General features: G+C 65.2%; 20 protein-coding genes, 1 tRNA gene and 1 other RNA gene. 6 read left to right on the top strand and 16 right to left on the bottom strand.

Features of this window, described 5'->3' with window-relative positions; genetic code table 11:
* The first annotated feature begins 122 nt into the window (after positions 1-122).
* The 3 genes from rnpB (at position 123) to M2331_RS15960 (ending at position 1,506) form a co-directional block, all read left to right on the top strand.
* Positions 123-554: RNase P RNA component class A (gene rnpB, locus M2331_RS15970), an RNA gene on the top strand.
* A 101-nt stretch (positions 555-655) separates the two neighbouring features.
* Entirely contained in the window at positions 656-1,195 is a 540-nt protein-coding gene (locus tag M2331_RS15965; protein WP_181561186.1) for a J domain-containing protein, read from the top strand.
* Complete coding sequence (locus M2331_RS15960; RefSeq protein WP_181561185.1) at positions 1,192-1,506, top strand: (2Fe-2S) ferredoxin domain-containing protein; 315 nt, start codon at positions 1,192-1,194, stop codon at positions 1,504-1,506. The genes M2331_RS15965 and M2331_RS15960 overlap by 4 nt, the downstream gene beginning before the upstream one ends.
* Before the next feature lie 32 nt (positions 1,507-1,538).
* Here M2331_RS15960 and M2331_RS15955 read toward each other — a convergent pair whose 3' ends face one another.
* The 7 genes from M2331_RS15955 to hisB form a co-directional block, all read right to left on the bottom strand.
* Positions 1,539-3,062 (bottom strand): amino acid permease, encoded by a 1,524-nt coding sequence (locus M2331_RS15955; protein WP_181561184.1) that lies wholly within the window; start codon positions 3,060-3,062, stop codon positions 1,539-1,541.
* Between the two features lie 115 nt (positions 3,063-3,177).
* Positions 3,178-3,555, bottom strand: a complete 378-nt coding sequence (locus tag M2331_RS15950; RefSeq protein ID WP_181561183.1) for a histidine triad nucleotide-binding protein — start codon at positions 3,553-3,555, stop codon at positions 3,178-3,180.
* Between the two features lie 20 nt (positions 3,556-3,575).
* Positions 3,576-3,890: a phosphoribosyl-ATP diphosphatase gene (locus M2331_RS15945; protein WP_181561182.1), complete on the bottom strand. Its 315-nt coding sequence runs from the start codon at positions 3,888-3,890 to the stop codon at positions 3,576-3,578.
* A 60-nt stretch (positions 3,891-3,950) separates the two neighbouring features.
* Positions 3,951-4,715 carry an imidazole glycerol phosphate synthase subunit HisF gene (gene hisF / locus M2331_RS15940; protein WP_181561181.1) on the bottom strand — a complete coding sequence of 255 codons (765 nt, stop codon included), beginning with the start codon at positions 4,713-4,715 and terminating at the stop codon, positions 3,951-3,953.
* Positions 4,716-4,825: 110 nt separating this feature from the next.
* Positions 4,826-5,572, bottom strand: coding sequence for a 1-(5-phosphoribosyl)-5-[(5-phosphoribosylamino)methylideneamino]imidazole-4-carboxamide isomerase (gene hisA / locus M2331_RS15935; RefSeq protein ID WP_181561180.1), 747 nt, complete (start codon positions 5,570-5,572; stop codon positions 4,826-4,828).
* Positions 5,569-6,183 (bottom strand): imidazole glycerol phosphate synthase subunit HisH, encoded by a 615-nt coding sequence (hisH, locus tag M2331_RS15930; protein WP_181561179.1) that lies wholly within the window; start codon positions 6,181-6,183, stop codon positions 5,569-5,571. Before hisH ends, hisA begins: the two co-directional genes overlap by 4 nt.
* A gap of 6 nt (positions 6,184-6,189) precedes the next feature.
* Entirely contained in the window at positions 6,190-6,783 is a 594-nt protein-coding gene (gene hisB, locus M2331_RS15925; protein WP_181561178.1) for an imidazoleglycerol-phosphate dehydratase HisB, read from the bottom strand.
* 109 nt (positions 6,784-6,892) lie between these two features.
* Between hisB and M2331_RS15920 the strand changes: the two genes are divergently transcribed.
* Positions 6,893-7,372, top strand: a complete 480-nt coding sequence (locus M2331_RS15920; RefSeq protein WP_181561177.1) for an SspB family protein — start codon at positions 6,893-6,895, stop codon at positions 7,370-7,372.
* Between the two features lie 40 nt (positions 7,373-7,412).
* On the opposite strand, the gene M2331_RS15915 is transcribed toward M2331_RS15920, so the two are convergent.
* The 5 genes from M2331_RS15915 to M2331_RS15895 all read right to left on the bottom strand — a co-directional run bounded on the left by M2331_RS15915 (position 7,413) and on the right by M2331_RS15895 (position 10,766).
* Positions 7,413-8,708, bottom strand: a complete 1,296-nt coding sequence (locus M2331_RS15915) for a YceI family protein (protein WP_181561176.1) — start codon at positions 8,706-8,708, stop codon at positions 7,413-7,415.
* 300 nt (positions 8,709-9,008) lie between these two features.
* A complete protein-coding gene (locus M2331_RS15910; RefSeq protein WP_220128590.1) occupies positions 9,009-9,320 on the bottom strand; it encodes a hypothetical protein in 312 nt (103 codons plus the stop codon).
* A 314-nt stretch (positions 9,321-9,634) separates the two neighbouring features.
* A complete protein-coding gene (locus tag M2331_RS15905; RefSeq protein WP_181561175.1) occupies positions 9,635-9,931 on the bottom strand; it encodes a hypothetical protein in 297 nt (98 codons plus the stop codon).
* Positions 9,932-9,942: 11 nt separating this feature from the next.
* Positions 9,943-10,200 carry a hypothetical protein gene (locus M2331_RS15900; protein WP_181561174.1) on the bottom strand — a complete coding sequence of 86 codons (258 nt, stop codon included), beginning with the start codon at positions 10,198-10,200 and terminating at the stop codon, positions 9,943-9,945.
* 490 nt (positions 10,201-10,690) lie between these two features.
* Positions 10,691-10,766, bottom strand: a tRNA-Thr gene (locus M2331_RS15895).
* A 224-nt stretch (positions 10,767-10,990) separates the two neighbouring features.
* Between M2331_RS15895 and M2331_RS15890 the strand changes: the two genes are divergently transcribed.
* On the top strand, positions 10,991-12,313 hold the full coding sequence (locus M2331_RS15890) for a hypothetical protein (protein ID WP_181561173.1): 1,323 nt from the start codon (positions 10,991-10,993) through the stop codon (positions 12,311-12,313).
* A gap of 139 nt (positions 12,314-12,452) precedes the next feature.
* Positions 12,453-17,108: an NAD-glutamate dehydrogenase gene (locus M2331_RS15885; RefSeq protein WP_413716076.1), complete on the top strand. Its 4,656-nt coding sequence runs from the start codon at positions 12,453-12,455 to the stop codon at positions 17,106-17,108.
* Here the strand turns inward: M2331_RS15885 and M2331_RS15880 are convergent.
* From M2331_RS15880 to rpe, 4 genes are all read right to left on the bottom strand, one after another.
* Complete coding sequence (locus M2331_RS15880) at positions 17,105-17,812, bottom strand: peptidylprolyl isomerase (RefSeq protein WP_181561171.1); 708 nt, start codon at positions 17,810-17,812, stop codon at positions 17,105-17,107. The two genes, M2331_RS15885 and M2331_RS15880, sit on opposite strands and share 4 nt — an antisense overlap.
* Positions 17,813-17,944: 132 nt before the next feature.
* Positions 17,945-19,534, bottom strand: a complete 1,590-nt coding sequence (gene purH / locus M2331_RS15875) for a bifunctional phosphoribosylaminoimidazolecarboxamide formyltransferase/IMP cyclohydrolase (RefSeq protein WP_181561170.1) — start codon at positions 19,532-19,534, stop codon at positions 17,945-17,947.
* Between the two features lie 11 nt (positions 19,535-19,545).
* Positions 19,546-21,303, bottom strand: coding sequence for a heparinase II/III family protein (locus tag M2331_RS15870; RefSeq protein WP_181561169.1), 1,758 nt, complete (start codon positions 21,301-21,303; stop codon positions 19,546-19,548).
* The gene (rpe, locus tag M2331_RS15865; protein ID WP_181561168.1) at positions 21,300-21,962 is read right to left on the bottom strand and encodes a ribulose-phosphate 3-epimerase; all 663 of its coding nucleotides are present in this window, start codon (positions 21,960-21,962) and stop codon (positions 21,300-21,302) included. Before rpe ends, M2331_RS15870 begins: the two co-directional genes overlap by 4 nt.
* Between the last annotated feature and the right edge of the window lie 79 nt (positions 21,963-22,041).

Genomic DNA, 22,041 nt, shown 5'->3' with positions numbered 1-22,041 from the left:
TTCTAACGTGACTCCGCAGATGGCAGTCTGCGCCAATTTAAAATTTTCTTTTCCTGAGTTTAGTGGGCGAAGGTGAACTGAACTGATGACTCTCCGCCCGCCTGCGCCTATAGCCCCGTTCGCTAGGCGGTCGGGCGGCCGCGGCGGGCGCTTGCGTCCGGCGAGGAAAGTCCGGGCTCCACGAAACAACGGTGCCGGATAACGTCCGGCGGCTCTCCTCGCGGGAGTTAGGGACAGTGCAACAGAGAGCAGGTCACGTTCGCCTTCGGGCTTGGGCTTCGGCCGCGTGAACAGTGAAAGGGTGCGGTAAGAGCGCACCGCGTCCCCGGCAACGGCGGACGGCACGGTAAACCCCACCGGGAGCAAGACCGAATAGGGGCGGCGCGCAGGTCTTCGGGCCTGCTAGGCTTGTTTCGGCCGAGATCGCCCGGGTTGGTTGCTTGAGGCCCTGCGAAGAGCATGGCCCTAGAGGAATGGTCGCCCATCCGCATGCGCGTCCCTTTACGGGATACGGCGGCGGTGGACAGAACCCGGCTTACAGACCGCCTGGCATTTTTGCTGATCGCCTGCAGGACAATGGCGCGGCCGTCGCGGTGCCGGCATTTTCACCGCGCTACGGTGGATTTCACCACGAACCCGCACTAAGTGAGATCGGATGGCCAGAAGCGGACGGAACAATGACTGGGGCTTTCCCCGCTGGCGCAGCTATGGCTCCGCGCGGGAAGCGCAGGCCGTTCGGCTGTGCGACCGGCATGGCTGCGACCAGCCCGGCAACTGCCCCGCGCCCAAATCGCCCAACAGCCCGGACCGCTGGTATTTCTGCCAGGCTCATGCCGCAGAGTATAACAAGGGCTGGGATTATTTCGCAGGGCTGGACGAGGAAGAGCGCAACGAGCGCATGCACAATGAGCAGCGCGACGCCTCCGGCTATCGGACCAGCGCTCATAATCAATGGGCCGGCCCCGGCGATGGCACCCGCTCGCGCGACGAGATGCGCGCGCTCGATGTGCTGGGGCTGGAGAGCGATGCCGATTTCGAGGCGGTGAAGCGGAGCTGGCGCGCACTTGCCAAGGAATGCCACCCCGATGTGCGGCCCGGCGATGCCGACGCCGCCACGCGCTTTCAGGCCATCCAAGCCGCTTATGACGTGCTGCGCGTGGCCGAGGAGCGCAAGAGCTGGAAGCCCGCGCCATGAGCGCCCGTCAGGTTCGCAGTCGCTGGTCTAACGCGGTGCTGGTCTGTCGCAAATGCGAGAAGAAGATCAAGGGCGGCGGTTTCGGGCCGGAGGGGAACAAGACCCTCGGCAAGGCTCTGCGCAAACATCTGCAGCTCGGCAAGGGTCGCAAGGCCGGCGCAGGCATTCTGGAGGTCGGCTGCCTCGATATCTGCCCAAAGCGCGCCGTGACCGTGGTCGACACCAGCAAGCCGGACCGATGGCTGATCATCCACCCCGGCGCCAATCTGGATGTTCTCGCGCACGATCTGGGGCTGCGCAACAAATCCTGAGATGATCGATGCAGCCCGGCTGACCGGTGCCGTCAGTCGATGGGCGGCACGGGCTGCGGCGGCGCGTCGGGATCGGCCTCATGCACCTCGACGGTGCCGCGCCCGACATGGCTGCGCGAGCGGCTATAGGCGAAATAGACGACGAGACCGACTACAGCCCAGGCCACGAACATCAGCTTCGTCTCGATACCGAGTTTGAAGAAGAGGTAGATGCAGCCGAGGATCGCGACCGGCGCGGTGATCGCGATGGCCGGCGTGCGGAACGGCCGCTTGCGCGTCGGGTCCGTCCGCCTCAGCACGAGCACGGCGATGGAGACGGCGGCAAAGGCGAACAGCGTGCCGGAATTGGAAATGTCGGCGAGAATGCCGACCGGGAAGAAGGCCGCGAACAGGGCCACGAAAACGCCGGTGATGATCGTGATGACATGCGGCGTGTGGAACTTGGGGTGAACCTTCGAGAACACCGCCGGCAGCAGCCCGTCCCGGCTCATGACGAAGAAGATGCGCGTCTGGCCGAACATCATCATGAGGATGACCGACGGAAGGGCAAGACCAGCGGCCAGGCCGATGAGGTTGCCGATCTGCGGCCAGCCGATCTCACGCATGGTCCAGGCCAGCGCTTCTTTCGAGCAGACCACGGCCTGATCGCCGATGGCGCGACAGGCATTGGACAGTTCCGTGCTGCCGGGCGACAGGCCTGCCCCGGCCGCGTCGCGCAAAGGTTCGGCGCCGACGGTGCCGATGACGCCGGCTGCAACCAGCAGATAGAAGACCGTGCAGATGGTCAGCGAGCCAATGAGGCCAATCGGCATGTTGCGCTGCGGGTTCTTGGTTTCCTCTGCCGCCGTGGAGACCGCATCGAAGCCCACATAAGCAAAGAAGATCGACGCCGCCGCCGCGCCGATGCCGCCGAAGCCCAAAGGCGCGAAGGGCGAGAACTGCTCCATGTTCATCACCGGCAGCGCCAGCACGATGAACAGAGTGAGTGCCGCGACCTTGATCACCACGAGCACGGCATTGACCATCGCGCTCTCACGCGTGCCGATGACGAGCAGCCAGGTGACCAGCAGGGCGATTCCCATGGCGGGCAAATTGACCAGACCGCCATCGAACGGCCCGCGCACCAGCATGTTGGGAATGTCGATGCCCAGCGCATGCTCGAGCAGGCCGACGACATAGCCGGACCAGCCGACCGAGACGGCCCCCGCCGCCACGGCATATTCGAGGATCAAGGCCCAGCCGACCATCCAGGCGATCAGCTCGCCCATCACCGCATAGCTATAGGTATAGGCCGATCCCGAAACCGGGACCATCGAGGCCATTTCCGAATAGCAGAGCGCCGCCACGGCGCAGACGAAGCCGGCGATGACGAAGGAGAGCATCATGCCCGGCCCCGCCTTCTGCGCCGCTTCCGCCGTCAGCACGAAAATGCCGGTGCCGATCACGGCGCCCACACCCAGCATGGTGAGCTGGAAGGCCCCGAGCGATCGGTGCAGTGATTTCTTTTCGGCAGTGGCGAGAATGGCGTCGAGTGGCTTGATGCGGCCAAAGATCATGCGCGTCTCTCTATACAGCGCGGCCGCAGCCGCTCCCCCTGAACTGACCGATAAGCCTATAGGCTTATCGGCGACGCGCAAGGGGCTTGCGACAGGGGAAGGAGGCAAACCGCGCTCAGCGCGCCAGCATCGGCCCCAGCGCGCGTCCGCCGAACAGATGAACGTGCAGATGCGGCACTTCCTGCCCGCCATGCGCGCCGACATTGGCGAGCAGGCGATAGCCCGGCTCCACCAGCCCCGCCTCGCGGGCAATCACGCCGACCGCGCGCACGAATGCCGCGATCTCGCCCTCACTTGCACGGGCCGAGAAATCATCCCAGCTCACATAGGCGCCCTTGGGAATCACGAGAATGTGCGTCGGCGCCTGCGGGGCGATGTCGTGAAAGGCGAGGACGTGATCGTCCTCGAACACCTTGTTGCAGGGGATGTCTCCGCGCAGGATCTTCGCGAAGATGTTGCTTTCGTCATAGGGAAGGGTCGGGTCGATCGCCATGGCTCACTCCGTAAAGACAGTCATTTCGGGCGGTTCGCCTTTTCATCCAGCCCCGAGACGCCCTCGCGCCGGTCCAGCTCGGCGCAGACATCGGCGAGCGTAACGCCACGATCGGCGAGCAGGACGAGCAGGTGGAACAAGAGGTCGGCCGCTTCGCCGGTCAGGGCCGCCTTGTCCTCACTCAGCGCGGCAATCACCGTCTCGACGGCTTCCTCGCCGAATTTCTGCGCCATCTTGCCCAGCCCCTTGGCGCGCAGGCGGGCAACATAGGAGCTGTCGGGATCGGCCTCGCGCCGGGCGAGGATGGTCTGTTCGAGGCGGAAGAGGCTGTCCATGGCGCTTGTCCTTGCCGCTGCGTCGCCGGGCGTCAATGGCTTTTCCCGCTGACGCCGCGCTCAGAGATGGCGGACGGGAATGCCCGCAGCGGCCAATGCTGCCCGCGCCTCACGCACGCTGTGCTGGCCGAAATGGAAGATGGAGGCCGCGAGCACCGCGCTGGCATGGCCCTGCGTCACGCCCTCGACCAGATGATCGAGCGTGCCGACGCCACCGCTGGCGATGACCGGCACGGTGACCGCATCGGCAATGGCGCGGGTCAGCGCAAGGTCATAGCCCTGCTTCGTGCCATCGCCATCCATGGAGGTGACGAGCAATTCGCCCGCGCCAAGCTCCGCAAGCCGCGCGGCATGAGCCAGCGCGTCGATGCCGGTGGCGCGACGGCCGCCATGGGTGAAGATTTCCCAGCGGCCCTCACCGACCCGCCGCGCATCGACGGAGGCCACGATGCACTGGCTGCCGAACCGATCCGCAATCTCGCTCACCACCTCGGGACGCGACACCGCGGCGCTGTTCACGGCGACCTTGTCCGCACCAGCGAGCAGGAGCGCGCGTGCATCCTCGGCGCTGCGCACGCCACCACCGACGGTGAGCGGCATGAAGCAGACTTCCGCCGTGCACGCGACGATATCGAGCAGCGTGCCGCGATCCTCATGGCTGGCGGTGATATCAAGGAAGCACAATTCGTCCGCGCCGGCAGCATCATAGACCTTCGCCTGCTCCACCGGATCACCGGCATCGCGCAGATCGACGAAGTTCACGCCCTTGACCACACGGCCATTGGCAACATCGAGACAGGGGATGATGCGGGTGCGGACGGTCATGGATTTACGCCCCTACACCCGTTCGCGTCGAGCGAAGTCGAGACGCGCGAGGACAGTGCGGGACGTGTCTCGACTTCGCTCGACACGAACGGGGTGTGGAAGCGCAATCATCATCCCGCATTCGCCACCGCAATGGCGGCGCGCAGATCGAGACGACCGTCGTAAAGCGCCCGGCCGGTCACCACGCCCTCGATGCCATCGCCAGCATGGAGGCTGAGCACCCGAATGTCCGAGATATCCGCCACGCCCCCACTGGCGATCACGGGAATGTCCACGGCCCGCGCCAGCTCGACCGTCGCATCGATGTTGACACCCTTGAGCAGGCCATCGCGGCCCACATCGGTGAACAGCAGCGAAGCAACCCCGGCATCCTCGAAGCGGCGGGCGAGATCGACCACCGGCATGTCAGACTTCTCGGCCCAGCCATCGGTCGCGATCATGCCGTCACGCGCGTCCACCGCGACGACGATGCCGCCGGGATAGTCCGCCGCCATATCCTTGACGAACTGCGGGTTCTTGAGCGCCGCCGTGCCGATGACGACGCGCGACACGCCGAGCGCGAACCAGCCCTGCACCGCCTGCGGATCGCGAATGCCGCCGCCAAGCTGGACATGGCCGGGGAAGGCCTGGACGATGGACGCAATCGCTGCGCCATTGACGGCATGGCCGGCAAAGCTGCCGTCCAGATCCACCACATGCAGGAAATCCGAGCCTTGCTCGGCCCAGATCAAGGCCTGCGCGGCGGGATCATCGCCATAGACGGTCGCCCGATCCATATCGCCCTCGGCCAGGCGGACGACCTGCCCGCCCTTGAGATCAATGGCGGGAAAAACGATGAACGGCGGAATTTCACTCATGGCGCCCACTCCAGAAAACGGGCGAGGGTCGCGAGGCCATAGGCCTGGCTCTTTTCCGGATGGAACTGGACGCCCAAAATATTGTCCTTGCCGACCGCCGCCACCAGCGGTCCGCCATGGTCGGTAGTGGCGACGACATGCGCTGCCTCCGCCGCCTCGAAATGATAGCTGTGCAGAAAATAGGCCTCGCCCGGCTCCACCAGCGGATGGGCGCACGCGCCGACCACATCATTCCAGCCCATATGCGGGATCTTGATCGCCGGATCGTCGCGCTCGATGCGTCGCACCGTGCCCGGAATCCAGCCCAGCCCCTCATGCCGCCCAAACTCCTCGCCGGCATCGGCCAGCAACTGCATGCCCACGCAAATGCCGAGGAACGGCCGCCCGACCTCGAACACCGCCTCGTGCATCGCCTCGATCATGCCCGGCAGCGCGCGCAACGGCTCGATGCAGGCGCGGAAAGCGCCCACGCCCGGCAGCACGATGCGATCGGCCCGGCGCACCACCTCGGCATCAGCGGTGATGACGACGCCCTGCGCCCCGGCGGCCCGGAGCGCATTGTGCACGGAGTGGAGGTTCCCCGCGCCATAATCGATGAGCGCGATGGTCATGGAGTGTCAGCCGCCCAGCGTGCCCTTGGTGGAGGGGATCGCATCGCTCTTGCGCGGATCGATCTCCACCGCCTGCCGCAGTGCGCGGGCGAGCGCCTTGAAGCAGCTCTCCACGATGTGGTGATTGTTGCTGCCATAAAGGTTCTCGACATGCAGGGTGATCCCCGCCGACTGCGCGAAGCTCTGGAACCAGTGCTCGATCAGCTCGGTATCCCACTCACCCAGCCGGTGCATGGGGATCTCCACCTTCCAGACCAGCCAGGGGCGACCGGAAATGTCGAGCGCGACGCGGGTCAGCGTCTCGTCCATCGGCGCGTGCGCCTCGCCATAACGGGCGATCCCGCGCTTGTCCCCGAGCGCCTTGGCGATCGCCTCGCCGACCGCGATGCCGGTATCTTCGGTGGTGTGGTGCTGGTCGATATGCAGATCGCCGACCGCCTTCACTGTGAGATCGATGAGCGAATGGCGCGAGAGCTGCTCCAGCATATGGTCGAGAAACCCGATGCCGGTCGAAATGGAATAAGTGCCGGACCCATCGAGATTGACGCTCACCTCGATATCGGTCTCGCCGGTTTTCCGCCTGATCTCCGCGCTACGCATGGCTGCGGCCTATAACGCGCGCGGCGGACCATGCAATGCGCTTCTCGACCGTTAACGGCTGTAACGCTCTGTGCTTGACCGGCGAGCCCCCCGCGCTAGGACTGTGGCCATGACGGAAGAGCCAGCAGACAGCCTGATTCCCTATGACGAAATCGTGCAGGAGGCGCTGCGTGCGATTCCCGGGCGCGTTTTGCAGGATATTGCGCTGACGGGCGTCCTGCCGGGCAATCATCATTTCTACATCACGTTCAAGACGCAGGCGCCGGGGGTGAGCATTCCCACCTGGCTGGCCGAGCGCTTCCCGGACGAGATGACCATCGTGCTGCAGCATAAATTCTGGGATCTCAAGGTTACCGATACCAGCTTCGAGGTCGGCCTCACCTTCAATCAGGTGCCGGCGCACCTGGTGATTCCGTTCGCGGCGCTGCGCTTCTTCGTGGACCCGGCCGTCAACTTCTCGCTGGAATTCCAGGTGATGGAGAGCGGCGAGGCCGTCGAAACCATGGAGATGGCGGAGAACGATACGCCGGTCGCACAGGCCGAAGACGGCTCCAACGTGGTGACGGTAGACTTCGGGAAGAAAAAGTAGGGACCACGCGAGCGCGACCCGAGCGCGCCCTGTTCCCGCTTTACTCCGCCCGTTTTGCCTGGAAATTGAAGCTGATCGTCACGGCGTCGGGAATCGTGCCGGTATCTGACCACTCGCCTGTCCCGACGCCGAAGGCCGTGCGGTCAATTCGCGTGGAGCCGCGCGCCTTTGCAACCGCTCCGTCGATATCCAGCGTGAAATCGAGCGTCACCGGCTTTTGCTTCCCATTGAGAGAGAGCGTACCCGCCGCACGATAGCGATTGCCGTCGCGATGCGTGATGCGGGTTGCCCGGAAGGTCGCGCGCGGATGCGCCGCCACGCCGAAGAACTCGTCGCCGCGCAGCATGTCGTCGCGCTGGCTGTCAGCGCTGTCGACCGACGCCAGATCGACCGTCACGGCGATGCGCGAACGGGGCAGATCATCCGGGCTGAACAAAATGTCGGCATCCCAGCGTGAAAAGCCGCCTTCGATGTCGGAGCCGGAATAGGCCGTGCGGAAATTGAGCGTGCCGCCGCGCTGCACCGTCCAGGCGACGGCCTTCTGCGCCTCGTCCTTGGCTGGCTCGTCTGCCGGCGCCGCAGCCTGATTGACCGCCACCGCGTCTTCGGCTGCGTTGCTGGCGTTGACAGCAGGGTCACCCGCATTATCCGCGGCCGCCACGTTTGATGCCGAAAGATCGGCATCCGCTTGCGCCGGGGCCTTGCCGCCGAACGGCAGCACCCAGGCCAGTGCAAAGGCCGTCAGCGCACCCGCGATCGCGAGACCGGCCACCATATTGAGCGCGCCCCGTCTGCCCAAGGCGCTAGGCACCATGCGGCCAAGAATATCCTTGCGCAAAAAGTGGTGCCGCAGTGCTCCCGCGACATGCAGGATCACCAGCCCGGCCAGGAGCCAGCCAAGCAGGCTGTGCACGGCTTCCGCCGGGTCGTGCAGGGCAGCGCTCACCGGCAGATGCGGCCATGGAATGACGCCGAACAGCAGTGTCGGCACCTTGATCGCCGAGGTCGAGACGATGATCCAGCCCGTGAGCGGTCCGAGGATCATCACCACATAGAACAGGGCATGGACACCGCCGGCGAGGGCAGCAAGCAGCAGGCTCGTGTTGAGCGGGCGGGGCCGGGGCACCAGCAGCCGGATCACCAGGCGCGCCACGCTGAGCAGCAGGATGCTGATGCCGATCGTCTTGTGAAGCTGATAGGCCGCGAACTGCGGCAGGCCGGTCAGATCCTCCAGGCGCCATCCCAGCGACACCTGAAAGAGCAGCAAAGCGGCAAGCGACCAGTGCAGAATAATCGCGGCAAGCGAATAGCGCGCAGGCGATTGATGCAGGCTCATGTCCGTCGCGTTCCCCCAACACCCAGTCGAATAGAGTGCCGCCGAACCTGCCAGCCGGACAGACGCTTAGCAAGCGGGTTGGGGAGCGGTGTAGCACTTCGGCGAGGGCGAGCGCTAAAAAGGCAAGGAAGTTGAAGCCGCCGCCAGACCGGGACGACCGCACAAGACCCGCCGTTAGGAAAAAATGGTGCCACAGACGAAAAAGGTGGGCACTCAAATCACCGAGAAGTTTCTATTGATCGCGCGTCATAGGGCGGCTTCAAAAGGTGCGTGACACGACCGCCGCCTGAAATCAGACGTTCAATCCCTCGCGTCGCGGAGCGCTTCCAGTTCGGCCAGCCTCACCGGATCGCCGGCGGCAAGCGTTTCCTCAAGATAGAAGCTATAGGGTATGTCGAGCACCAATTTTTGGGCCTCGCCGCTATATTCTGAGGCGATCACAGGAAATGCATCGACCAGCTCTCGAAGGAAAGCTTTGTCCAAATCTTGAAGCCTCGCTGCCATATCCTCCATCATGAGGACAGACACATCAAGATCTAACAATTCCTCATCAGTCATATTCAAGAACAGAAAAAAATCTGCGACTATTCTGGCGATCTGTTCAACAATCATGGCTTGACTACCCTTACCCTGATGTTGGGTATCTTCATTTTCTTAAACAGCTTGAGTGCAGCAGTACGCTGATCTCGTTTGGAACTTCCCAGGTTCCGATAGAGCGATTATGCGCTAGAGCCTCCGACTAGCGCAATAGCGGGTAATCGCCCGGTTTGCCGACACATCGGGGACCCTGCCCCTAAAGCTGACATCGCTCGCGTGGTTGGTCGCGCTCGCCGGCAAGGCTAAACTGCGGAAGCCACCCTTCAGCACGCGATGAAGCACAAAGCCGTCGGCATAGGTGACGCGCAACCCGCCCTAAAACCGGACGTTCAATCCCTCGCGTCGCGGAGCGCTTCCAGTTCGGCCAGCCTCACCGGATCGCCGGCCGCAAGCGTTTCCTCAAGATAGAAGCTATAGGGTATGTCGAGCACCAATTTGTGGGCCTCGCCGCTATATTCTGAGGCGATCGTAGGAAATGCGTCGACCAGCTCTCGAAGGAAAGCTTTGTCCAAATCTTGAAGCCTCGCTGCCATATCCTCCATCATGAGGACAGCTGCATCAGGATCAAGAACCTCATCATCGGTGAGATCGAGAAACAATATGAAATCAGCGATGATCCGCGCCACCCCTAGCACACTCATGGCTTCACCACCCTCACCTTGATGTTCGTGATCTTCATCTCTTTAAACAGCTTTAGCGCAGCGATTCGCTCGGCTTCATTGGGCACTTCCCAAGTTCCAATGGCGCGATTATGCGCTAGTGCTTCTGACTGTCGCAACAACTGGGCACGCGCCCTGGGACGGTTCACGACCCTGAACTTTCGGTCGATCACATAGTCGCCCTGCACGCCATCAAACTTGACCCGGCGTCCCGAGCCATCCGGCATCGTCCGCATCAACGTGGGCGCCTGACCGGGCCGCGCGCCCGTCGCGGCATCATTATATCCCTTCGCCAGCGTTCCGCGACCGAGGTTTTCCTTAACCTAGCCGATCTGCGGCGGCTCATGAGGTGGGCGAGGGACGGTTCCGCGCAGACGGCGTAACGCGGAAACTTTGCCAAGAGCCGCTTGGCGTACAAGACACTGGCCTAGGCCGTTCTCCGCCATAATAATGTCCTGATCCGGCAAAAGTGAACCAGCCATCTTCCGGATCATGCCAAGGATTGAACTTACACTCTATCGCCGTGTTCCCGCAACGAAGGCACTTTGCCCTTGGGCAACCATGCCGAAAGGGCATGTCGCCATCCGTCCTCCGATAACTCGATCATTCGCCCCACCTCCACCTTGAGATGAGAACATTTCAGGAACATTTTCCAGCAAGTCAAGCGGACTGTCGCCAGACCCAGATGCGTGGCGATCAGCTGGGGATATCACCCGTTGGGAAAAATGGTGCCGCTTAGGTGACTCGAACACCTGACCCTCGCATTACGAATGCGATGCTCTACCGGCTGAGCTAAAGCGGCTCCGGCTCGCCGGCAAACCGGCGATCATCATGATGCGTGTCCAGTGCGGCACACGATCATGCAGGCGGGGCGCTTATCAGCGTGTGCCGGGCATGGCAAGCGCCGATCGCGTTTTCGCCTGTGGTATCGCGCGGGCCGGCGGCGATATTTGGTGCCTTTACCGGGCCTTTACCCTTCATGGCGCAGGGTTCGCCCCTTGCACGCGACCACAGGCGAATCCTCGAATGGACGTACATCACAGCCAGGCCGACGCGGTCACCACGCTGGACGAAGCCATGGATGCCCCTCCGCTCGTCCGCTTCGACGAGCGGCGCATGCACATCCGCGCTTATAATTACTGGTCTTCGCTGCTGCGCGATCGTTCGCTGCCGAGCATCGAGGATCTCAATCCCGAGGAACTTCAGGATTTCGGCTCGCACAGCGTGCTGCTGGACTTCACGGCGGGCGTCGAGGATCCGACCATTGCCTTCATCGGCCCCGCGCTGGCGGCGCAGTGCGACATCGACACCTCCGTGCGCCGGGCCAGCCAAGTTCCGGCGCGGACCCTTCTCTCCCGCCTGACCGACCATTATCTGCAGATCGTGGCCAACGCCGCGCCGATCGGGTTCGAGGCGGAGTTCACCAACCAGCGTGGCGTCGAGGTCATGTATCGCGGCATCATGATGCCCTTCTCGACCCGCGATGACGCGATCGACTTCGTCTATGGCGTGATCAACTGGAAGGAGGTCGCGACGGATGCGCTGACCGAAAGCATCATCGCGCAGGCCGAGGCCGCCGCGCCGGTGCGCGTGAGGACGACCGACGCCACCGCCATCTGGGCCGATGGCCCCTCCGCGCAGACGATCGCGGCTGCGTCCGTGACCGATTTCGCCGAAGACGTGCCGACCGACGATGCGCTGGACCTGACCAGCGAGACGATCACCCTGCCAGACCACGACACGGCGCTGGCCGACATGCTGGCCCTGGCCCGCGACGCCGCCATGGCGGCCCATGCCCAGGAGGGGCGGACACGCCACGCGCTCTACCGCGCGGTCGGGCTCGCGCATGCACTAGCGCAGGTCGCCGCCGCCCGGCCGGAGGATTATGCCGCGCTACTCGCCGACTCCGGCATAGCCGTGCAGCCTCGCAGCCCGCTGACCGCGCTGGTGAAGCTGGTCTTCGGCACGCACTATGACAAGACGCGCCTGGCCGAGTTCGTCTGCGCCATCCAGTTCGCGCTCGATGCGCGGATGCAGCCGGGCGCCCTGATCGCGCATCTTCATGCCACGGTGGGCGGCCTCAAGGGCGTGGTGGCGCAGGTCCGCGCGGCGCGACGCAACGAAGCTCCCAAAGAGCCGCACAAGGCCATCATGCGCTCCCGCCGGGTGCTGAAGCAGGCCCCTGCCCTCCCCGCCGATCAACTGGCCATGGACGGCGAAGGGCTGGCCGTGGTGATCATGCGGCGAGAGGCCGATGGCTCACTTGCCATGGTGGCAGTGCTGGACGGCGCCGACCAGCTGGCCGAACGGGTTCTGACGAAAGCAGCCAAGGCGATTCCGGCATCCTGAGCAGGCGCGGAGCATAAGCAGGCCGAGCAAGGGTCCGGTTGCGGACCCTGCTGGCGGGGTTTAACCACACAGGCCCGACACTGCTTCCACAGATGTGCGTTAGGCAGATAAGGGCCGGCACAAGTGGAAGAGGATGTCCATGACCATCAAGACCAATCGCGACGACGCGCTGACAGCAGCCATCGCGGAGGCACTGGCCAAGGGCGTGCTCGAAAGCGAGCAGCAATCGCCTCAGCCGAACCAATGGAACGAGGCGGCGCGTTTCGTGCTGGAAGCCGCCGCAATGCGCAAGGATGGCGAGAGCGCCATCCTCATCGACAGCCTGACCGATGAGCGCAGTGCCGGCGCCGCGAGCCGGCGGCAGCGCATCGCCATCATCAACGCCGACATGCCCTTTCTTGTCGACAGCATCGGCAATTGCCTGAGCCAGGCCGATCTGGTGATCCACGTGCTCGCTCACCCGATTCTCCCGGTGCGGCGTAACGAGGACGGCGGGTTGCTGGCCATTGGCGATGAGGACGGCGCCGTCCGCGAATCGCTGATTTATATCGAGACCGACCGCATAGACGCGCGCGGTCGGCGGGAGCTTTGTCGGGCGCTGGAGGAAACCCTGTGCCACGTCCGCTCCGCAGTGAGCGACTGGCGGGCGATGATCGATGCGCTCAATGCCGATGCCAATCGCCTGGGCGCCGGCGAAGGCGGCGACTTTCTGCGCTGGCTGCTCAAGGGCAATCTCACCCAATTGGGGCACGAGCTTTGGACGCCGAATGCCCAGCCAAGCCGGCGCAAGGGCATTTGCCGGGCCGCCGAAAGCCCCGTGCTTTCGGACCAGTCCGCCGCTGCCGCCCTGGCCTGGTTCGAATCTGGCCATGCCGGGCCGCTGATTCTCAAATCCAACATGATGGCCAAGGTCCATCGCCATGTGCTGATCGACCTGTTCCTCGTGCCGGTGCGGGAAGAGGGCAAGATCACCGCCATTTCCATCCATGCGGGCCTGTGGACGAGCGCAGCGCTCGCCACCGCGCCGGAGGATGTGCCCATCCTGCGCGACACGCTTTCGGGATTAATGGCACGGTTCGGCTACAATCCCTCCGGTCATGCCGGCAAATCGCTGGTGCACGCCCTCACCGCCCTGCCGCACGACCTGATGCTGGCGTTTAGCGCGCAGGACCGGGACCGCATCACGCTCACCGCCATGTCGCTGGCCGACCGGCCCCGCCCCAAGCTGGAGCTGGTGAGCGATGTGCTGGGCCGGCACCTCTTCGCCTTCGTCTGGATGATGCGCGACGACCTCTCGACCAGCCGTCGCGAAGGCATCTCCGCGCTGATCGCCTCGGCGGCGCACGCCAGCCTGCTCGGCTGGTCCATCGCGCTGGAAGAGAGCGGTCTGGCGCTGGTGCGCTTCACCTTCGACCTGCGTGATGAAGGACAAGTGCCCGATGCCGAGGCGCTGGACCTGCAGATCGCGCAGTTGCTGCGCGGCTGGACCCCGGCCGTGGAACAGGGCCTGATCGAGCTTGGCGAAAGCTCACGCGCCGCCGTGCTCGCCCAGCGTTATGCGCCCACCTTCCCGATGTCCTACCGGGAAAGCGCGGGGCCGGACGAAGCCGCCCGGGACGTGCTGGCGCTGCACCAACTCACCGGCCCCGATGATCGCAGCGTGCGCTTCTACCGCATCGCGCAGGATGGCGACCACCAGCTGCGGGTGAAGATCTATTCGCTCGAACCGCTCGTGCTGTCCGAGGCGGTGCCGGCGTTCGAGAATTTCGGCTTCCGGGTGCTGGAGGAACGCAGCACCAGCGCGGGCGCGGAGGGTTCGCTCGGCCATATCCAGCGCTTCACCCTCGAGCGGCAGGATGGCGGCCCCGCGGCCGAGGTGCTCGACCGCGCGGCAATTGTCAGCGAGGCGCTCGATGCCGTGCTGGAAGGCAGGGCGGAAAATGATCGCTTTGCCGAACTGATCGTCACGGCGCAGCTGGGGCCGCGCGACATCGTCTTCTTGCGCGCCATCTTCCGCTATCTGCGCCAGACCGGGCTTGCCTACGGCCTTTTGACCGTCGTCGAAACGCTGCGGCGCGAGGCGCATATCGCCCGCCAGATCGTGGACCTGTTCTTCGCGCTGCACGATCCCGCGCGCGGCAAGGATGCTGACGACGCCGCGACAATCAATGCTGCGATCGACACCGCACTCGAAGGCGTCAAGGGCCTCGATGAAGACCGCATCCTGCGGCTCTACCGTGCGGTGGTCAACGCCACGCTGCGGACCAATGCCTTCACCCCGGCCGCGCAGGAGGCGCTGGCCTTCAAGCTGGATAGCGCGCTGGTGCCCGGCCTGCCTAAACCGCTGCCTTGGCGCGAGATCTGGGTCTATTCGCCGCGCGTCGAAGGCATCCACCTGCGCACCGGGCGCATCGCCCGCGGCGGGCTGCGCTGGTCCGACCGGCGCGACGACTTCCGCACCGAAATCCTGGGGCTGATGAAAGCCCAGCGGGTGAAGAATGCGGTGATCGTGCCGACTGGCGCCAAGGGCGGCTTCTACCCCAAGATGCTGCCCAACCCGGCAAGCGACCGCGATGCGTGGCTGGCCGAAGGCACCGAGAGCTATCGCGTGTTTATTCGGGCGCTGCTCTCCGTCACCGACAATATCGTCAAGGGCAAGACCGTGCACCCAAAGGGCATGGTCATCCGCGACGGCGCCGACCCCTATTTCGTGGTGGCGGCCGACAAGGGCACGGCGACTTTCTCGGACGTCGCCAATGCCATCGCCATCGATCATGACTTCTGGCTGGGCGATGCGTTCGCCAGCGGCGGCTCCAACGGCTATGACCACAAGGCGATGGGCATCACCGCGCGCGGGGCTTGGATCAGCGTGCAGCGCCACTTCGCTGAAATGGGCGTCGATGTGCAGAAGGACCCGGTGCGGGTGATCGGCGTGGGCGACATGTCCGGCGATGTGTTCGGCAACGGCATGCTGCTCAGCAAGAGCATCCGCCTGGTCGCGGCGTTCGATCATCGCCATATCTTTATCGATCCCGACCCCGATGCATCCGCCAGTTGGAAGGAGCGCCAGCGCCTGTTCAAGCTGCCGCGCTCAAGCTGGGCGGATTACAAGGAAAGCCTGATCAGCGAAGGCGGCGGCATATTCGCCCGCAGCGAAAAGAGCATCCCGCTCAGCCCGCAGATGCAAGCGCTGGTCGGCACCGACCAGACGGCCATGGAGCCGGCGGCGCTGATTTCGGCGCTGCTGCGCGCGGAGACCGATCTGCTCTGGTTCGGCGGCATCGGCACCTATATCAAGGCTGCCAACCAGAACAACGCCGAGGTCGGCGACACCGCAAACGACCGTCTTCGTGTGGATGGCGAGGACGTGCGCGCCAAGGTGATCGGTGAGGGCGCCAATCTGGGCGTCACCCAGGCCGGGCGCATCGCCTATGCGCTCAAGGGCGGCCGGATCAATACCGACTTCATCGACAATAGCGCGGGCGTCGATTGCTCCGATAATGAAGTGAACATCAAGATCGCGCTCAACAAGGAGGTCGCCGAAGGGCGGCTTGCGCAGGAGGCGCGCAATGACCTGCTGCGGGCCATGACCGATGAGGTCGCCGCCATCGTTCTGGAAGACAACCGCCTGCAGGCGCTCGGCCTCTCCATTGCGGAGCAGGGGGGGAGCGCAGACCTCGCCTCCTATGTCCACCTGATCCACACGCTGGAGGATGGCGGGCATCTTGACCGCAAGGTGGAGGGTCTTGCCCCGGACGAGGAACTGATGCGCCGCGCCAGCGAAGGGTTGGGGCTGACAAGGCCGGAACTGGCCGTGCTCTTCTCGACCGCGAAGCTGACGCTGCAGGACGCCATCGAGAAGAGCGACCTTGCCCGCGATCCCGCGCTTGAAAGCGACCTGATCGGTGCCTTCCCGCCCCTGATGCGGCAGCGCGAGGGGGATGCGATTGCCGCCCACCAGCTGCGCGACGAGATCATTGCCACCAAGATCGCCAACCGCATCGTCAACCGCCTCGGCGTAATCCTGCCTTTTGCCCTCACCGAGGAAGCCAGTTGCTCGCTCGATGAAATTGCCCATGCCTTCGTGATCGCCGAGCGTCTGTTCGGCGTGCGGCAGCTCTGGGACGATATCGACAGCGCCGATCTCTCCGAGCAGGCGCGGCTCGCCCTCTACCGCAGCGTCGCCAATGCGATGGCAGGCCATATCGGCGATGCGCACCGCTCCTTGCCGACCGGCATCGCGCCGCACAAAGCCATGGCGATGCTCGATGGCGCCATCGACACGCTCAAGACCAAGGTCGACAGCCTGCTGCAGCCCGAGCCGCTCAAGGCCGCCGAAGCCATGAGAGCTATGCTCACCAGCCTCGGCGTGCCGGAAGCACTGGCCGAACGGACCGTGATGCTGGTGAAGATGGATGGCGCCATCGGCCTTGCCCTGCTCGCGCAGAAGGGGTCGCAGGACGCGCTGAGCGTTGCTGCCGCCTTCACGCGGCTGGGCAGCCTGCTCGGCATCGACTGGCTTCAGGCCCTCGCCGCCCAGATGACGCCGAGCGACCCGTGGGAACGCTTGCTGGTTGCCGGCAGCGCGCGGGAATTGCAGCAGATGCGGCTCGGCTTCCTGGCCCGCGCCGACGCGAAGACGAGCGAGGAGCATCTCGATCGCTGGCTCGCGGAGAACAAGGTTGCGGTGGAGAAGTTCACGGACTTCATTGCGCGCGCCCGGCAGGCCCCTGCGCCTTCCGCCGCCATGGTCGCGGAACTGACCGGACAGGCCCGGACGCTGCTCAGCCGCTAGCGAACCGCGCCGCGCGGGCTCACCAGCCAGGGCTTCACCACGCCGCTCGGCTTGGGCGTGCCATCGAGCCGCACGGCGCGCTTGATCGTGACGCGGTCCTTGATCATCTGGCCGAACATCACGCCGCGCCCGCAGCAGGTGTCGCGCGCCATGATGCGCTTGACCACATCCATGCCCGCGACCACCTGGCCGAAGGCGGCATAGCCGGCATAGCCCGGCCTCGCATCGAGCGTGGGATTGGCGCCGACCTGAATGGAGAAGTTGCCGGTGCCCGAATTCGGCTCCTTGTGGCGCGCCATGGAAATGGTGCCATCCAGATGTTTGAGGCCGGTCTGGTCAGTCGGCTCCAGCTCTACGGTGGGGAAGTAGACCCGCCGCGCCTCGGTATCGATGCCGCCCTGGACGAAGCCCGACTTGGGATCGTTCTTGCGGCGGAAGGCGCGGTAGAAGCTCGTCCCGTCCAGCCGGCCATCATCCACATAGATCATGAAATTGGCGACCGTCTTGGGCGCGCGACGGGCGTTCAAAGCGAGCACGATGTTGCCCATGTCCGTCTCCAGCCGCACGCGGATGAAGCCGGGCGTCGGCTTGGTCGCGCTTTGCGCAAGCAGCGGCCCGGGCACCGCAACCAGCAGCAGGGAGAAGAGAGCGAGGAAGATGAGGTTCAGGCGCAGGACGGGGACAGGCTGAAGAAACAAGAGCATCGATCCGGGCAGTGGCAGGGCGGGCGAAGCCGCACCATGTCACATCGCGGCGCCCGGCATCAACCCGCCGGCGCGCAGAACCGGGCGGACCGAGGCGCGCTCCGGCTGCAGGCCTACTTCTGCCGGCACAGCTTAGTGGCGGAAGTGACGCATCCCGGTGAAGACCATCGCCAGCCCGGCCTCATCCGCCGCCGCGATCACCGCGTCGTCGCCCAGCGACCCGCCCGGCTGGATCACCGCGCGTGCGCCAGCCTCGGCCGCTGCGAGCAGGCCGTCGGAGAAGGGGAAGAAGGCATCGGACGCTACGGCGCTACCGACGGTGCGCGGCTCGCTCCAGCCCGCAGCCTCGGCCGCCTCGCGCGCGCGGATGGCCGCGATGCGGGAGGAATCGCGCCGGTTCATCTGCCCGGCACCGATGCCCGCCGTCACACCATTCTTAGCATAGACGATGGCATTGGAGCGGACATGCTTGGCGACGGTCCAGGCGAACAGGCAGTCGGTCAGTTCCTGATCGGTCGGCGCCCGCTTGGTCACCACCTTGAGGTCATCGCGGCTGATGCGGCCATTGTCGCGCGTCTGCACCAACATGCCGCCCGCAATGGACTTCATCGTCATGCCCGCGCGCGCCGGATCGGGCAGCGGGCCGGTGAGGATGAGCCGCAAATTCTTCTTCTTCGCGAACACGGCCCGCGCCGCATCATCGGCATCCGGCGCGCAGACGACTTCGGTGAAGATCTCGGTGATCGCTTCTGCGGTCGGCCCGTCGAGCGGCCGGTTGACTGCAATGATGCCGCCAAAGGCCGACACTGTGTCGCATTGGAAGGCGGCGCGATAGGCGTCGATCAGCGTCTCGCCGGTGGCGACGCCGCAGGGATTGGCGTGCTTGATGATGACCACCGTGGGCGGCCCGTCGCGGAACTCGCTGACCAGCTCCATCGCCGCATCGGCATCGGCCAGATTATTGTAGCTCAGCTCCTTGCCCTGCACCTGCCGGTGATCGGCAAGGCCGCCCTGGGGCGCGAAGGCCGGCAGATACAGCGCGGCCTGCTGGTGCGGGTTTTCACCATAACGCAGCGACTGGCCGAGCCGCAGCGGCACCGCCATGCGCGGCGCGAACGGCTCGCCCTGATCCACCGTGGCGAACCAGCTTGCGATCATGGCGTCATATTCCGCGGTCGCGGCATAGGCCTTGGCCGCGCAGAGCCGCCGGAAATCATAGCTGGTCGCGCCGCCCTTCTCGTCCATCTCGTCCATCAGGCGCGCATAATCGGCCGGATCGGTCAGGATCGTCACGCTGGCGTGGTTCTTGGCCGCCGAGCGGACCATCGAAGGGCCGCCAATATCGATATTCTCGATCACCTCGTCGCGGTCCGCGCCCTTGGCGACGGTGGCGGCGAAGGGATAGAGATTGACCACGACGAGATCGATCGCGCCAATCTCATGCGCCTCCATCGCCGCGACATGCTCGGCATTGTCGCGCACCGCGAGCAGGCCGCCATGCACCTTGGGGTGCAGCGTCTTGACGCGCCCGTCCATCATCTCGGGAAAACCGGTGAGGTCCGAAATATCCTGCACCTCGAGCCCCGCCTCGCGCAGCGCCTTGGCCGTGCCGCCGGTGGAAACCAGCTCCACGCCATGGCGCGCCAGCGCGGCGCCCAGCTCGAATAGCCCGGTCTTGTCGGACACCGAAAGGAGTGCCCGCCGGATCGTCACATCCTGCATCTGTCTTGTCCTTATCCCGATTTCTTGAGCAGCCAGCCGATGCTTGTTCCGCCCGGCCCCGTGGTGGCGCTCACCACGAGTTGCTGCGTGGGGTGGGGCCTGCCTTCGCCGTCCACCCAGAGGCTTTCTTCCACTGCGAGTTCCCCGGCGCCGACCCGGAACTGCCACAAGGCACCGCTGGGCAGACGCAGCAACGCGCCCTGCCGGTCAGCGGTCAATGTCGGCTCGATATCGGGGCCGAGATGGAAGCGGATGGCGAGCGGGCAGCTGACCGGCTTGCGGCGGCGGCTGCCGGGCAGCAGCACGTCCTCGCCGCGCAGTTCCCGCCCTTCATGCGTGAGAACCAGCGTGCGCCGATGCAAATGGCCAAGGCGCCGCGCATAGCCATCATGCGCAATTTCGAGCCGGCTGCCCTGCTCATGCTCCTGCCGATCCAGCTCGACTTCGCTCACGCCCTTGCCGAGCGCGCCATCGGGGAGGATCGCGGTGGAATTGGTATCGTCCAGCACCAGCGTCGAATGCGCCGCCGTTGTGCGCAGACCCTGGGTCAGATCAGCCGGGAGAGAAGCGCCCGCCAGTGCCGCGCCGCCGCAATTGACGATGAGCCGCACCGGCCCGTCCGAGACTTCCAGCGCCGTTGTCGAAGCGCAGCCATTGGAGGCCAGCCGGGCCACCGGTGGCGGGGCCGCATCGACCTGAACGACAGTCGTGCCGCCGCTCAGCCGCTGATAGCCCCAGTCGCGTGCCTGCCGCAGCGGCCGGGCGCGAATGCCGGAGGCCGCGACGATAGCGGTAATCCGTGCGGGATCGAGCGGCGCCCCGCCTTGCCAGCTTCCGGGCGCGCCATCGCCATGCAATATGCCGAGCAGGGCCGCGACGATGCGCTCCATCGTTTCAGCCAGCCAGGCCGGCAGGTCGGCGCGGCGGACGTCGTAGACGGCGCGCAGCATCGCCAGCAGCGTGATCGCCTCGACCTGCTCCAGCGGCGAGCGGGAAATGATGCCGCCATCGCTCGAAAAGCCCGTCTCCAGCGCCCGCCGTAGCCCGGCCTCGCCAAATATCCTGCGCGGATCGCCACCGGGTAGCAACAGGCCGGCAGCAACGATGCCGGTCCACGCGATCACGCGCGGCAGGCCGAGCGGCGCCTTGTCCGCGCCCCGATCGAGATGACGCGCCGTGCGCGCGATGCTGTTGAGCACCAGGCTGCGGTAGACGAGATCGTTGCTCGAGAGGATCAACGGCGAATAGGCCGTCCAGTAGAGGATGCGCCAGCCGGCATTATCGGCGCGCCAGGCAGGGTCGGTCGGCTTTTCGGCATGGGCGGTCAGCCAGGCCCGCATCTGTGCCTCGGCGACGGGCACCGCATTGTCCCGCGTGGTGGCGGCCGCCAGATCGCGCATCCAGCGGAAACTGTGGAGATAATCCACGAACTCCGCCGGCTGCTCGATGCGACGCCAGTCCAGCGTGGCCACGGGCTGCTTGAGGCCGCGAAACAGGAAATAGCCCGCCCGCAGCGCCTTGCCCGCCCGCGCGTCGCCCGGAATCCCGTCATCCGGCACGGCGAGCAGCTTGAGCGGATATTTGCCCTTGAGCCGCATATTGTGGAACGGCGTCGCCCAGCTCAGGCGATAGAAGTGATTGGCCAGCCGCTCGGTCAGCGACACGCCGCGGTCATCGGAGACGCGAATCAGCCGCTTGCCCCGCTCAATACCGTCTTCCACCGGCGGTTCCGGGGGCGGCGTGGGCGTGGGGAGCGGCCGGGCGCTCATCCGCCCCTCAGCATCCGGATGTTGTCGGCGTAGGATGCAGGGCCACCCCGGAAGGTCGCGGTGCCCGCCACCAGCACATCGGCGCCCGCCGCAATGACGCGCGGCGCGGTGACGGCATCAACGCCGCCATCCACTTCCAGCGCGATGTCCTTGCCGGTCTTGTCGATCGCCTTGCGCACGGCCTCGATCTTGCGAAGCTGGCTGTCGATGAAGCTCTGCCCGCCAAAGCCGGGGTTGACGCTCATGATGAGGACCAGATCGAGATCCTCGAGCAGATAGTCCAGCATCTTGGCCGGCGTGCCGGGATTGAGCGAGACGCCCGCCTTCTTGCCCAGCGCCTTGATGCGCTGAACCGTGCGGTGAATGTGCGGCCCGGCCTCGGGATGCACGGTCAGGATATCCGCGCCGGCCTCCGCAAACGCATCGAGGAAGCTGTCCACCGGCGAGATCATCAGATGCACGTCGAGCGGCTTCTGGGTGTGCGGCCGCAGCGCCTTCACGACCATCGGGCCGATGGTGATGTTGGGCACGAAATGCCCGTCCATCACATCGACATGGATCCAGTCGGCACCTGCCTCGTCGACCGCGCGGACCTCCTCGCCCAGGCGCGCGAAGTCAGCGGAGAGGATCGACGGGGAAATACGCACGGATGGCATCATGAATTTCGCTTAACCCTGCGATTCGGACAGTGCAACTGCCACAGGCCGAAAGTTGTGGATGGATTGCGCCGCGCGCGCC

The organism is Sphingobium sp. B10D7B (assembly GCF_025961955.1).
GTDB lineage: Bacteria > Pseudomonadota > Alphaproteobacteria > Sphingomonadales > Sphingomonadaceae > Sphingobium.
This window is presented reverse-complemented; position numbering and strand designations above follow the sequence as displayed.

Excerpts from the sequence above, each read along its gene's own strand:
- M2331_RS15885 (WP_413716076.1), top strand. The coding sequence starts at position 12,453 with ATGACCATCAAGACCAATCGCGACGACGCGCTGACAGCAGCCATCGCG.
- M2331_RS15890 (WP_181561173.1), top strand. The coding sequence starts at position 10,991 with ATGGACGTACATCACAGCCAGGCCGACGCGGTCACCACGCTGGACGAA.
- M2331_RS15900 (WP_181561174.1), bottom strand. The coding sequence starts at position 10,200 with ATGCGGACGATGCCGGATGGCTCGGGACGCCGGGTCAAGTTTGATGGC.
- M2331_RS15910 (WP_220128590.1), bottom strand. The coding sequence starts at position 9,320 with ATGATTGTTGAACAGATCGCCAGAATAGTCGCAGATTTTTTTCTGTTC.
- M2331_RS15920 (WP_181561177.1), top strand. The coding sequence starts at position 6,893 with ATGACGGAAGAGCCAGCAGACAGCCTGATTCCCTATGACGAAATCGTG.
- hisH (WP_181561179.1), bottom strand. The coding sequence starts at position 6,183 with ATGACCATCGCGCTCATCGATTATGGCGCGGGGAACCTCCACTCCGTG.
- hisB (WP_181561178.1), bottom strand. The coding sequence starts at position 6,783 with ATGCGTAGCGCGGAGATCAGGCGGAAAACCGGCGAGACCGATATCGAG.
- purH (WP_181561170.1), bottom strand. The coding sequence starts at position 19,534 with ATGCAGGATGTGACGATCCGGCGGGCACTCCTTTCGGTGTCCGACAAG.
- M2331_RS15955 (WP_181561184.1), bottom strand. The coding sequence starts at position 3,062 with ATGATCTTTGGCCGCATCAAGCCACTCGACGCCATTCTCGCCACTGCC.
- M2331_RS15915 (WP_181561176.1), bottom strand. The coding sequence starts at position 8,708 with ATGAGCCTGCATCAATCGCCTGCGCGCTATTCGCTTGCCGCGATTATT.
- M2331_RS15960 (WP_181561185.1), top strand. The coding sequence starts at position 1,192 with ATGAGCGCCCGTCAGGTTCGCAGTCGCTGGTCTAACGCGGTGCTGGTC.
- M2331_RS15880 (WP_181561171.1), bottom strand. The coding sequence starts at position 17,812 with ATGCTCTTGTTTCTTCAGCCTGTCCCCGTCCTGCGCCTGAACCTCATC.
- M2331_RS15945 (WP_181561182.1), bottom strand. The coding sequence starts at position 3,890 with ATGGACAGCCTCTTCCGCCTCGAACAGACCATCCTCGCCCGGCGCGAG.
- M2331_RS15965 (WP_181561186.1), top strand. The coding sequence starts at position 656 with ATGGCCAGAAGCGGACGGAACAATGACTGGGGCTTTCCCCGCTGGCGC.
- hisF (WP_181561181.1), bottom strand. The coding sequence starts at position 4,715 with ATGACCGTCCGCACCCGCATCATCCCCTGTCTCGATGTTGCCAATGGC.
- hisA (WP_181561180.1), bottom strand. The coding sequence starts at position 5,572 with ATGAGTGAAATTCCGCCGTTCATCGTTTTTCCCGCCATTGATCTCAAG.
- rpe (WP_181561168.1), bottom strand. The coding sequence starts at position 21,962 with ATGATGCCATCCGTGCGTATTTCCCCGTCGATCCTCTCCGCTGACTTC.
- M2331_RS15870 (WP_181561169.1), bottom strand. The coding sequence starts at position 21,303 with ATGAGCGCCCGGCCGCTCCCCACGCCCACGCCGCCCCCGGAACCGCCG.
- M2331_RS15950 (WP_181561183.1), bottom strand. The coding sequence starts at position 3,555 with ATGGCGATCGACCCGACCCTTCCCTATGACGAAAGCAACATCTTCGCG.